9 protein-coding genes are annotated in these 12,055 nt (G+C 32.7%); 8 read left to right on the top strand and 1 reads right to left on the bottom strand.

Annotated elements, in window-relative coordinates; genetic code table 11:
• The first annotated feature begins 144 nt into the window (after window positions 1–144).
• The 4 genes from brnQ (at window position 145) to HMPREF2629_RS01270 (ending at window position 6,189) form a co-directional block, all read left to right on the top strand.
• Window positions 145–1,503: a branched-chain amino acid transport system II carrier protein gene (gene brnQ, locus HMPREF2629_RS01255; protein ID WP_017174728.1), complete on the top strand. Its 1,359-nt coding sequence runs from the start codon at window positions 145–147 to the stop codon at window positions 1,501–1,503.
• A gap of 137 nt (window positions 1,504–1,640) precedes the next feature.
• Window positions 1,641–3,761, top strand: coding sequence for an AAA family ATPase (locus HMPREF2629_RS01260; protein ID WP_070813075.1), 2,121 nt, complete (start codon window positions 1,641–1,643; stop codon window positions 3,759–3,761).
• Window positions 3,758–4,792 carry a 5-methylcytosine-specific restriction endonuclease system specificity protein McrC gene (gene mcrC, locus HMPREF2629_RS01265; protein WP_070813078.1) on the top strand — a complete coding sequence of 345 codons (1,035 nt, stop codon included), beginning with the start codon at window positions 3,758–3,760 and terminating at the stop codon, window positions 4,790–4,792. Before HMPREF2629_RS01260 ends, mcrC begins: the two co-directional genes overlap by 4 nt.
• Window positions 4,793–4,887: 95 nt before the next feature.
• Window positions 4,888–6,189 (top strand): NtaA/DmoA family FMN-dependent monooxygenase, encoded by a 1,302-nt coding sequence (locus HMPREF2629_RS01270; protein WP_070813080.1) that lies wholly within the window; start codon window positions 4,888–4,890, stop codon window positions 6,187–6,189.
• 70 nt (window positions 6,190–6,259) lie between these two features.
• Here the strand turns inward: HMPREF2629_RS01270 and HMPREF2629_RS01275 are convergent, their stop codons facing one another.
• On the bottom strand, window positions 6,260–7,636 hold the full coding sequence (locus HMPREF2629_RS01275; RefSeq protein ID WP_070813082.1) for an amino acid permease: 1,377 nt from the start codon (window positions 7,634–7,636) through the stop codon (window positions 6,260–6,262).
• A gap of 307 nt (window positions 7,637–7,943) precedes the next feature.
• Between HMPREF2629_RS01275 and HMPREF2629_RS01280 the strand changes: the two genes are divergently transcribed.
• From HMPREF2629_RS01280 to HMPREF2629_RS01295, 4 genes are all read left to right on the top strand, one after another.
• Window positions 7,944–8,564 carry a nitroreductase family protein gene (locus HMPREF2629_RS01280; RefSeq protein ID WP_017174732.1) on the top strand — a complete coding sequence of 207 codons (621 nt, stop codon included), beginning with the start codon at window positions 7,944–7,946 and terminating at the stop codon, window positions 8,562–8,564.
• A gap of 208 nt (window positions 8,565–8,772) precedes the next feature.
• A complete protein-coding gene (locus tag HMPREF2629_RS01285; protein ID WP_048761058.1) occupies window positions 8,773–10,782 on the top strand; it encodes a catalase in 2,010 nt (669 codons plus the stop codon).
• 196 nt (window positions 10,783–10,978) lie between these two features.
• A complete protein-coding gene (locus HMPREF2629_RS01290) occupies window positions 10,979–11,512 on the top strand; it encodes a VOC family protein (protein ID WP_002449191.1) in 534 nt (177 codons plus the stop codon).
• Window positions 11,513–11,638: 126 nt separating this feature from the next.
• Entirely contained in the window at window positions 11,639–11,932 is a 294-nt protein-coding gene (locus HMPREF2629_RS01295; protein ID WP_002449192.1) for a hypothetical protein, read from the top strand.
• Window positions 11,933–12,055 lie beyond the last annotated feature (123 nt).

Genomic DNA, 12,055 nt, shown 5'->3' on the forward strand with positions numbered 1-12,055 from the left:
TTTTGCATAAAAAATGAATGTAATCATGCAAAGAGAAGTTTTTTTATATATTATTATCTAACTTTTTTAAAAATTCTAAAGAAATTGATTTTAAAAAAATGTATAATATCTATTATGACTTTAAGAGGGAAACGAGGAAAGACAATGAAACAGAAACTTACATTTAAAGAGAATCTCTTTATTGGGTCGATGCTTTTTGGTTTGTTCTTTGGAGCAGGAAACTTAATTTTTCCACTTCATCTAGGGCAAATGGCAGGCGCAAACGTATTACTTGCGAATTTAGGATTTTTAATTACAGCAATCGGTTTACCATTTTTAGGAATTATTGCGATTGGTATTTCTAAGACGAATGGTGTATTTGCAATTTCTTCACGCGTAAGTAAAATTTATGCATACATATTTACGATTGGTCTTTATCTTGTTATTGGACCCTTCTTTGCTTTACCAAGACTTGCAACAACATCATATGAAATTGCTTTTTCACCATTTGTTTCTCCAAGCAGTGGAAAATGGATTTTACCTGTCTTTAGTATGTTGTTCTTTATCGTAGCTTGGTTTTTTGCACGTAAACCCTCTAAAATCTTAGACTATATTGGCAAGTTCTTAAATCCAGTCTTTTTGATTTTATTAGGTATCGTGGTCGTACTTGCATTGATTCACCCAATGGGCAGTATAAGTCATGCACCAATAAGTCCTGACTACAATAAGAGTGTATTATTAAAAGGTTTTATCGATGGGTATAATACATTGGATGCACTGGCATCACTAGCATTTGGAATCATTATTGTAACGACTATTAAAAAATTAGGTATTACAAATCCTAATGATATTGCTAAAGAAACAGTGAAATCGGGGGCCATTAGCATTATTGGCATGGGTGTCATCTATACACTTCTTGCAGTAATGGGAACAATGAGTCTTGGAGAATTTAAAGTAAGTGAAAATGGGGGCATTGCCCTTGCACAAATTGCCCAACATTATTTAGGTGATTTCGGAATTATTGTTTTATCACTTATTATTATTGTGGCGTGTTTAAAAACGGCAATTGGTTTAATTACAGCTTTTTCAGAAACATTTACAGAACTATTTCCTAAAACGAACTACATTGTATTAGCCACTATGGTTAGTGTATTGGCGTTTATATTTGCGAATGTCGGATTAACAAAAATTATTATGTACTCATTACCCGTATTAATGTTTATTTATCCATTAGCCATTACACTGATTTTACTAACCTTAGTAAGTCATTTATTTAATAATTCGCCAATTGTGTACCGCTTTACTACATTATTTACAGTGATTGCTGCATTTTTTGATGGTATTAAAGCGAGTCCAGAACCTTTTGTGAAAACGAACTTCGCACAATCATTAATCGGTTTTGCTGAGAATTATTTACCATTCTTTGATATTGGTATGGGATGGATTGTCCCAGCATTAATTGGATTTATTATCGGACTTATTGTCTATAAAGTTCGTGGCAACAAACACGAAGTTCAAGCATAATTAAGCCATTTACTATAAGTTATAAGAAGTTGAAATCATACGATCTTATAGCTTATTTTTTTATATATTTAAAGGTATAAATATATTTATAAAATGCATTAAAATGAAGATAATAATAATTTTGAGGAGAAATAAAGATGGACTATAAAATAGATAAAACATGGGCAATCTTTTATAAAGCCTTAGCTCATAAATTGTTAGAATATCAAAATTGTCGTGATCAATTGATTGAGAAAATACAAGAACTTTATATTAACACTCAAATCAATATGCCTAAATTAGAAATTAATAATGAAATGATAGATATGGATCCATTTACTGTGTTTGGATTATTTAATAAGAGTTCTATGACTAAAAAAAATAGAATTAAAATTATAGAAGAAATGGCCAAACTATTTGATGTGAAAGCAGATATACCACAAAATTTTGATGGTATTCCGACAGTGATGAATTTACGTGCTACATTTTATAATTTTAAGAATGATCGTGAAGCACAAGACATTGAAAATTTATGGTCGTTGTTTGAAATTGCTTTATTGTATTCATCAGATAAAAGCGAAGATAATGAAAATAACTTTAAGAGAAAATTTAATCAAGTGATGGCTCAGCCTGGAATCGGTATGGGTAAGTTAACCAGTGGATTATTTTGGATTGATTCTGACACATTTGCCAATTTAGATTCTCGGGCGATTTGGTATATTTTTGAAGAAAGCGAGATAAGTACAAAGTATATCAATTTTGAAGTTAACTTAAAAAAATCATTAACTGCAACAACGTATTTAATGATGATTGAAAAATTAAAGTTATTTCTAAAAGATGATAACTATTTGAATGATTTTATTGATTTAAGTTATGAAGCATGGCGTAAATCAAAGGAAATCAAGCAAAGCTCAAAAGTAAAAGATATCGATGCAGATAAGGATTTAGAAGTCGTGAATTATTGGATTTATTCTCCCAAACCACAAGATGTTGATTTCGCTTCTTTTATTGAAAATGGAGAAATGTCTATTGGATATAACGAGTTAGAAGATTTCTCGAACTATGCATCTAAAGAAGAAATTAATCAAAAATTACAACAATTGAACCATAATCAGCATAATTATATTCATACGGTTAATGCCATATGGGAATTTAGTAAAGAAATGAAGCGTGGGGACATTGTTTATGTGAAAAAAGGACAGACTGATATTGTAGGATGGGGCGTTGTTTCATCAAATCATCAATATAAAAATGATAAAAATATCATTCAGCTTGTTTGGAAAGAGAAAGGAAACTGGAAGATTCCAATCAAAACATTAAATAAGACGCTCACTAAAATTACGCCATATAGTGAAACGATTCGGAAATTTAATGAGTTATTTTCAGTGGAACATTCTGATGGATTGGTTGCTACACAAACGACTTATCCAGTTTATACAGCAGAACAATTCTTAGACGACGTATTTATGAAAGAAGAAGACTATGACACGCTTGTACAATTAATTAGAAGAAAAAAGAATGTCATCTTACAAGGACCACCAGGTGTAGGTAAAACATATGCAGCTAAACGATTCGCTTATTCAATGATGGGTGTTAAAGATAAAGAACGTGTGAAACTTGTACAATTCCATCAAAGCTATGCATATGAAGATTTTGTGATGGGGTATCGTCCTACTGAAACTGGCTTTGAATTGCGTACGGGTGCGTTTTACAATTTTTGTAAGCAAGCAGAAGAAGATAGTGAGAAAGACTATTTTTTTATTATCGATGAAATTAATCGTGGTAATTTAAGTAAGATATTTGGTGAATTGTTTATGTTAATTGAAAACGATAAGAGGGGAATGGAAATAGAATTACTTTATGCAGATGAGAAATTCTGTGTTCCAGATAATGTTTATATTATTGGTATGATGAATACAGCAGATCGAAGCTTAGCCATTCTTGATTATGCACTACGACGTCGATTTGCATTTTTTGATATGAAACCTGCCTTTGAAACCATACAGTTTAAACAATATCAAGAAAATTTAAAAAATCCACAATTTGAAGCATTAATTGATGCCATTGAAGCATTGAATATCGACATTCGAGAAGATGATATGTTAGGTGAGGGGTTCGTCATTGGTCATAGTTATTTTAGCAATATAGTTAAGGTCACAGAATCTGAATTATCTAATATTATTGAATTCGAAATTATTCCATTATTAAAAGAATATTGGTTTGACGAGCCTTCAAAAGTGGATATTTGGAAGGTACGTTTAAGGGATGCGATCCAATGATTAACATTCATAATATTTATTATATGTTGTCTTATGCGTTTACAGTTTTGAATAAGAAAGGCTATCAACATATAGCAACAGAATCCTTTAATAATGTGGCAGATTTATATAGTGCACTCCTCATTAAAGGCGTATCGAGTCAATTAAAATATGGTCTTCAACATGAATATTTAGAATACAATGACTCGCTGAATGTGATACGAGGAAAGATTAATGTCACAGCATCCATAAAACAAGGAACGATGATGCATAAACGGTTAAATTGCACGTATGATGAATTTTCAATTAATACGTATATGAATCAAATTCTAAAAACAACAATGCTTAATGTTCTAAAATTAGATATTTCGCGCACACGTAAAAAAGCGTTAAAACGACTGTTGATATATTTTGAACACGTAGATATATTAGATTATCGACATATTGATTGGCAGTTACGATTTGATCGTCATCACGAAACATATCGTATGTTAATGGCTATTTGTTATCTTGTTACGCAAGGGCGAATTCAGTCAGAAAGAAGCGGTTCAAGAGAAACAATGATGTTCGAAGATGAACAACAGATGGCACGTTTATATGAACGGTTTGTTAGGGCTTATTATAAGAAGGAATTTCCACAGTTAAAAGTCACTGCGTCTCATATTCCATGGGCCATTGATGATGATTATCGTCACATGTTACCGACAATGAGAAGTGATGTCATGCTAACTTATGGTACGCAATGCTTAATCATTGATACGAAGTATTATACGTCCACGTTACAACAGTATTTTGATACAAGAACGATTCATTCTGGAAATTTATATCAAATATTTGCGTATGTAAAAAATGAAGCACTTCATTTAAAACCAAAGCAGATAAATGTTGCAGGGATGTTACTGTATGCGAAAACGGATGAACAACTTGTACCTGATAATACGTTTCAGATGAGTGGCAATACGATTAGTGTAAAAACATTGGATTTATATCAAGATTTTATTCATATTGCTAAACAACTTGATGATATTGTATATAATTATTTTAAGATATAAAATAGTTAGTAGATATTGTAAAATTTCAACAATCCATATACGATACATGCAAATTAAAATGACAGTTTTGACTTATAACAAAGGAGTTAATGACAATGAAACACATGCATTTATCTGTTTTAGCTTATAGTACAGGTCTACATCCTGCTTCTTGGAGACTACCACATTCATATGTTGAAGAAGTTGGAGATATTGATTTTCAAATTAAGTTAGCAAAATTAGCTGAAAAAGGTAAACTGGATGCTTTCTTCTTAGGTGATGGTCAATATATTTCTGGAGAAGAAACGGGACATATTTCTTATTATTTCGAACCACTAACGGCGCTTGCCGCAATTTCACGTGAAACACATTCAATTGGTTTGATAGGTACCATTTCTTCTTCTTTTTATGAACCTTATCTTGCAGCACGTATGCTTTCAAGTTTACATCAAATATCTCATGGGCGTATTGGGGCAAATATTGTAACATCTCAATTTGATTTAGAAGCACAAAACTACTCGATGCAAGCTTTACCACATCTTGAAAAACGATATGAACGAGCAGATGAATTTATTAATGTAATGAAAAAATTATGGGAGTCATTTACTGTAGAGGCTATCGTTAATCACAAAGCCTCAGGGATTGGTTTAAATCATCAGTATATTCATCCACTTCATTATCAAGGGAAATATTTTCAAGTTGCCGGAGCTATTAACATTCCAACACCAAAATATGGTCGACCACGTTTATTCCAAGCAGGAACTTCCATTCCAGGTCGTGATTTAGCAGTACGACACGTGGATGCTATTTTTTCAATTGCATGGAATTTACAAGATGGCCAACAGTTCAGACAAGATATTCATCAACGTGCCATGGAAACAAATCGTCAACCTCCTCTTGTATTACCAGGTCTCACCGTTTATGTTGATGAGAATGAGGAGGATGCTTATAAACTTAAGCAACAATTAGATGAGATGATTCCACTTGAAAAACGCAAGAAACAATTATCTAAAGCCATTGGTCTAGATATAAGTGAGTGGACACTAGATGAAGTCGTGCCATCATTACCACCTTATGATGCATTAGAGAAAAAAGTTGTAAAATCTGTGTATGAAGCGGTACAGCGTGCTGTTATGACCGAACACCTTACCTTACGCGATGTATTAGATCGATTTGGTACTTGGGTAGGACATAAAACGATAGTGGGGACACCGGAACAAGTAGCGGATGAAATGATTGAATGGTTTGAAAAAGAAGCGTGCGATGGTTTTATGTTAATGTCACCAACATATCCAAACGCATTTGAAAAATTTATTGATTTAGTCATTCCAGTTCTTCAAGCGCGTGGCGTGTTTAGAAAAGAATATGAAAGCCATATGTTAAAAGATCATTTAAATATAAATACAGAGAAACTATAATTAAGCTTATTTAATAGATATCTTGAAAAAGACTTCCTCCATTAGGAGGAAGTCTAAAATGTTCTTTATATTATTCCATTTTAACTTTCGCTTTGTCTGATTCTTTTTTATATTTTTGATACATAATCCAAAGAATAATTGCCCATACGGGTATAAATAATACTCCAATTCTAGTTGAACTGTTAATTAATAAGATAATAAAGATAAATGCGAAGAAAGCTAGAATCGCAAATGCCATATATTTTCCGCCAGGCATTTTGAACTTACTATCTTTGTGTAATTCAGGATTACGTTTGACATAATTTAGATAGGCAATCATGATCAGTGTCCAAATTAAAATGTTCAATACTGTTGAAAATATCGTAATTTGCACGAACACTTTTGTTGCATCTTTAAATATTGCATTTAAAATAACTGAAATACTTAATAAGCCGCATGTGACTAAAATAGCATAGTGAGGTACACCATGTTTATTTGTTTTATGCAAGAATGGTGGGCCTTGTTTACGACCTGCTAAACCGAACATTGTACGACTATTTGCGAAAATACCACTATTACATGATGATGCGGCTGCAGTTAACACAACGAAATTGATAATTCCTGCAGCAAATGGAATACCAATTAATCCGAATAATTTAACATATGGACTGTCTGCTGGGTTTAGTTTATCCCAAGGTACTACAGACATAATCACTGCTAATGAGCCAATATAGAAAATTAAAATACGCGCAGGTACATTGTTAATTGCTTGAGGAATCGTTTTGTGTGGGTTTTTAGTTTCTCCAGCTGTAATTCCGATTAACTCAATACCAATAAATGAAAAGATAGCCATTTGGAATGCCATCAAGAACCCTTGAATACCATTCGGGAAAAATCCACCTCTAGACCAAAGGTTCGTTACACTGGCTTGCCCGTAAGAGGTTTTCATTCCAAGCACAATCATCACAATACCAACAATGATTAAGGCTACAATTGTTATCACTTTAATAATTGACAGCCAGAATTCTAACTCTCCAAATAGCTTTGCACTGAATAAGTTCAAAGCGACTAATACTAAGATAGTAAATGCCGCTGTTAGCCAGTTTGGTACTGTTGGATACCAATATGAAACATATTTAGCAACTGCTGTCACTTCTGCCATGCCTGAAATAATCCAAGTTAACCAATACGTCCATCCGACCATAAATCCAGCAATTGGTCCAATATAATGATGGGCAATATCTCCGAATGATTTGAATCCTAAATTCGATAAGAGGATTTCTCCCATTGCTCTCATAAACATAAATAATACAAAACCGACAATAACATAAGTCAATAAAATAGACGGTCCGGCTAAATGTACAGATTCACCTGATCCAAGGAACAATCCTGTACCAATTGCGCCACCAATAGCGATAAGTTGAATATGTCTATTACTTAACTCTCTTTGCAGTTTATCTTCTGCCATAATTTTCTTCCCTTTCATGAGTAACCTTATGACTGAAACTTTATGACTGAATCCAATACCCTTTGTTATAACATAAATAATTTTTTAAAACTTCAAATTATTTAATTTGTTAAGTTTAAGAATACCCTATTTAGTTAATATTAATCAAATAATAGTTTAATAGATAAGTGTTAATACATTATTAAATATAGTTAATAATGTATTAAATTGAGTATCTTTTTAAATCTATAAGCAAATTACTTCTCTTTATTTTCAATTTATTTAATAATCTAAGTTACGTAATTAAAATATGAAAGTAGGGAAATGAATGAACGATTTTAACGAAATATTAGAAAGTAGAAAATCTGTTAAAGGATTTGATCCAAATTATAAAATTCCACATGACGAAATGAATGAAATCATTAGCAAGGCAACAAAAGCACCTTCATCAGTGAATATGCAGCCATGGCGTTTTGTTGTTGTAGAAAGTGATGAAGCGAAAGCAAAATTACGCCCGTTAATTCGATTTAATACATCACAAAATGATACATCTTCAGCGATGATTGTTATTTTTGGTGATTTACAATGTTATGAGGAAGGCGAATTCATCTATAACAAAGCAGTTGAAGAAGGACATATGCCTCAAGAAGTAAAAGACCAAATATTACCTTTTGTAATGGATACTTACAAAAATAGTTCACGTGAAGTTATGAGTGACATCGTAAAAGTGGATAGTAGTTTAGCTGCGATGCAATTAATGTTAGTTGCAAAACAATATGGCTATGATACGAACCCTATCGGTGGTTTTGAGCATGACAAAATTGGCGAAGCATTCGGATATGATTTAGAACGTTACGTTCCAGTGTTAATCGTTGCGATTGGTAAGAAAGAAAAAGAACCTCATACATCATATAGAATGCCAGTTGATAAGGTAGTAGATTATCAATAATTAAAGTTTAATATAAAATATCAAAAAATATATTTCCATAAACGATTATAAAAGAAAGTTCTTTAAATAAAAATTTATGGGAATATATTTTTTCTTTAAAATGATTAATTCTTTTATAAATGGGAATAACTAACTGTATTCCGTAATAAGGAAACAATGTACATAACAATGTATTTACGATACCAATCTATATCTAGGAGAGATAAGTATGGATCAATCAAATGAAAACAAAAAACAACAACAATTAGATGCTCTAAGAAAAAATAATGATGGTACAGCAATGACTACAAATAGTGGTATGAAAGTAAGTGAAGATGAACATTCACTGACAGTAGGGGATAGAGGTCCGACTTTACTAGAAGACTTCCACTTCCGTGAAAAAATGATGCACTTTGACCATGAACGTATTCCTGAACGTGTGGTACACGCACGTGGATTCGGTGCACATGGTGAATTCCAAGTGTATGAAGATTTAAGTGAATATACAAGTGCTGACTTCTTAACACACCCTGAAAAAACAACACCTGTATTTGTGCGTTTCTCTACTGTACAAGGTTCTAAAGGATCTCCAGATACAGTACGTGACATTCGTGGTTTTGCTACTAAATTCTATACTGATGAAGGTAACTTCGATTTAGTGGGTAACAACGCACCTGTATTCTTTATTCAAGATGCAATTAAATTCCCTGACTTCGTACATGCGTTAAAACCAGAGCCACATAATGAAATGCCACAAGGTGGTTCAGCGCACGATACATTCTGGGATTTCATTGGTCAAAACCCTGAATCTATGCACGCAGTATTCTGGGCAATGAGTGATAGAGGGATTCCTAAAAACTTCCGTCAACAAGAAGGTTTTGGTGTACACACATTTAGACTTGTAAATAAAGAAGGTCAATCTTACTTTGTTAAATTCCACTGGAAACCTAAACAAGGTTTAGAAAGCTTAGTATGGGATGAAGCACAAATCTTACATGGTAAAGACATTGATTTCCATCGTAAAGATTTATATGAATCAATTGATAAAGGCGACTATCCTGAATGGGAATTAGGCTTACAAATTATCAAACCTGAACAAGAATTTGACTTTGATTTTGATATTTTAGATCCAACTAAATTATGGCCAGAAGATCAAGTACCTGTGAAAATTGTTGGTAAAATGACGTTGAACCGTAATGTAGATAACGTCTTTGCAGAAACTGAACAAGTTGCGTTCCACCCTGCACATATTGTTCCAGGTATTGATTTCTCTAATGACCCATTATTACAAGGTCGTTTATTCTCTTACACAGATACACAAATTTCTCGTCTTGGCGGACCAAACTTTAACCAAATTCCTATTAACCGCCCAGTTGCAGACGTTCATAATAATCAACGCGATGCAATGCATCAATCATATATTCATCAAGGTCAAACAGCCTACCATAAAAATGGCTTGAACAATAATGACCCTCATACGACACCTAAAGAACAAGGTGGTTTCGAGCATTATCATGAAAAAGTAGAAGGTTATAAAGTACGTCAACGTAGTGATAGTTTCAAAGATTACTATACTCAAGCTAAATTATATAAAAACAGCTTAACTGAAGCAGAACAACAACATTTAGCTGATGCATTTTCATTTGAAATTGGTAAATGTAAATCAACAGAAGTAAAACAAAATGCTGTTAATCAAATTAATAAAGTTGATCGTAAATTAGCTGAATACGTAGCAAATAATGTAGGTGTAGAAGTTCCAGCAGAAAACGAAGAAGTGCAATCAGATGCTAAAGATAGCCAATTAACATTAGAAAAATTTGATATCCCACTAAAAGGACACTCTGTAGCAGTGCTTGTAAATGGTGATATTAGCGCTGAAACATTAAAATCATATGCAGAAGTATTTGTTAACAACGACTTAAACTATGCATTTGTTGGACAAACAGCTAAAAACCTTAATGATGACGAAATTGGTATTACTGAAACTTATAGCACAGCAAGTTCAACAGTATTTGATAGTGTAATCGTTCTTTCAGACGGTAAAGAAATGTTACCGACTGCGATTGACTTTGTTGAAATGAGCTATAATCATAAAAAACCTGTTGTAATCACTGAAGAAGCGAAAAATGTATTACAAAGTAATCGTATTGATTTAGATGCGCCTGGTGTTGTAGTATCTAGCGAACCACAAGCTATCCTTGACGCATTCAAACGTTACAGATATTTCGATAGAAAATAATGAATGATTTTTTGGAAAAGCCTGAGACATAATGTGTTGTCTTAGGCTTTTTTAATATATTGGCAGTCGATGATTGAATTGAACATGCGTTTGTTCCAAATTCTTTTCAATCAACACAAGTTGGAGATACGTTACTGGAGTGGACGATAAATTCAAAATGAATGCTGTCTTGCACTCTTTTGAGTAAGGAGGAGATATGATGAATCGAGGTATTAATCATATTGGTCTTACGGTTCCTAGTATTGAAAAAGCCACTGCTTTTTTTAAACAGGGACTAGATGGAAAAATTGCATATGATAGTCAAACTAAAAATGATGAACCAAGAGGTGGCGAATATGTCGAGCATATCTTAGGGCTAGAAAAAGGAACTTCAATTATTCATAAACGCATGATGGTGTTTGGTTGTGGTCCTAATATTGAAATGTTTGAATTCCAACACGCTCAACAACATGAACCACAATCACTACAAGATATAGGTTTTACACATATTTCTTTTTATATTGAAAGTGACGAATTTGAACATGTATTAGAACGTGTCAAACAGGCAGGAGGAGAGCCACTATCTGAACCACATTCTAATACAAAATATGAGAATACAGAGAATAATAAAACCGTTTATATTCGAGCGCCATGGGGAAGCTTAATCGAACTTCAAACTGTACCTAATGGTTTTTATTATCCAAAAGATAGTGAAGCGAAGGTATTTATTCCTAAAAGCAATGATGAGTAATAAAATTGACTCAGTCATGCATTGAGTTTTTCGACAGTGACGATTTTGTGTATTTTTTCTAGAAACAGGGTAATAAACTAGAAAGCCTATCAAATGGCTTAATGACAGTTTAAGGGAGTAGAACAAATGATTGATATTCAAATTCAAAAATGTGACTTAATTGAAGTAATTGAATCAATAATCAATGAAAAAGTCGAAGTTGACAATCAAGATGCATGTGAATATTTAGCGACTGAAATTGTGAATGGATTAGAAAGCTACAATAGTGAAGAAACTCAAGCAAATAATTTATTAGGATTGAATAGTGCATTACGTCATGAAGTCAAAGCTTCTAACCACTCTAAAAAGATCACACTTTCAGCAAATGAAGAAGCATTCTCGTCAAACGATAATAATGTAGATGTACGTTCATCTAACTAGACTGAAAAACTTACAGCACTTTATGACATCATGTTCTTACAAATCTTACATAATAAAAAGCACTTCCTAACGAGTGAAAATGTCTTCATCTCATTTGGAGGTGCTTTTATTTATATTAAATTA

It is taken from the genome of Staphylococcus sp. HMSC034C12 (assembly GCF_001835895.1).
GTDB classification, from domain to species: domain Bacteria; phylum Bacillota; class Bacilli; order Staphylococcales; family Staphylococcaceae; genus Staphylococcus; species Staphylococcus hominis.

Coding starts and splice junctions, on each gene's coding strand:
- brnQ (WP_017174728.1), top strand. CDS start 145: ATGAAACAGAAACTTACATTTAAAGAGAATCTCTTTATTGGGTCGATG.
- HMPREF2629_RS01260 (WP_070813075.1), top strand. CDS start 1,641: ATGGACTATAAAATAGATAAAACATGGGCAATCTTTTATAAAGCCTTA.
- mcrC (WP_070813078.1), top strand. CDS start 3,758: ATGATTAACATTCATAATATTTATTATATGTTGTCTTATGCGTTTACA.
- HMPREF2629_RS01270 (WP_070813080.1), top strand. CDS start 4,888: ATGAAACACATGCATTTATCTGTTTTAGCTTATAGTACAGGTCTACAT.
- HMPREF2629_RS01275 (WP_070813082.1), bottom strand. CDS start 7,636: ATGGCAGAAGATAAACTGCAAAGAGAGTTAAGTAATAGACATATTCAA.
- HMPREF2629_RS01280 (WP_017174732.1), top strand. CDS start 7,944: ATGAACGATTTTAACGAAATATTAGAAAGTAGAAAATCTGTTAAAGGA.
- HMPREF2629_RS01285 (WP_048761058.1), top strand. CDS start 8,773: ATGGATCAATCAAATGAAAACAAAAAACAACAACAATTAGATGCTCTA.
- HMPREF2629_RS01290 (WP_002449191.1), top strand. CDS start 10,979: ATGATGAATCGAGGTATTAATCATATTGGTCTTACGGTTCCTAGTATT.
- HMPREF2629_RS01295 (WP_002449192.1), top strand. CDS start 11,639: ATGATTGATATTCAAATTCAAAAATGTGACTTAATTGAAGTAATTGAA.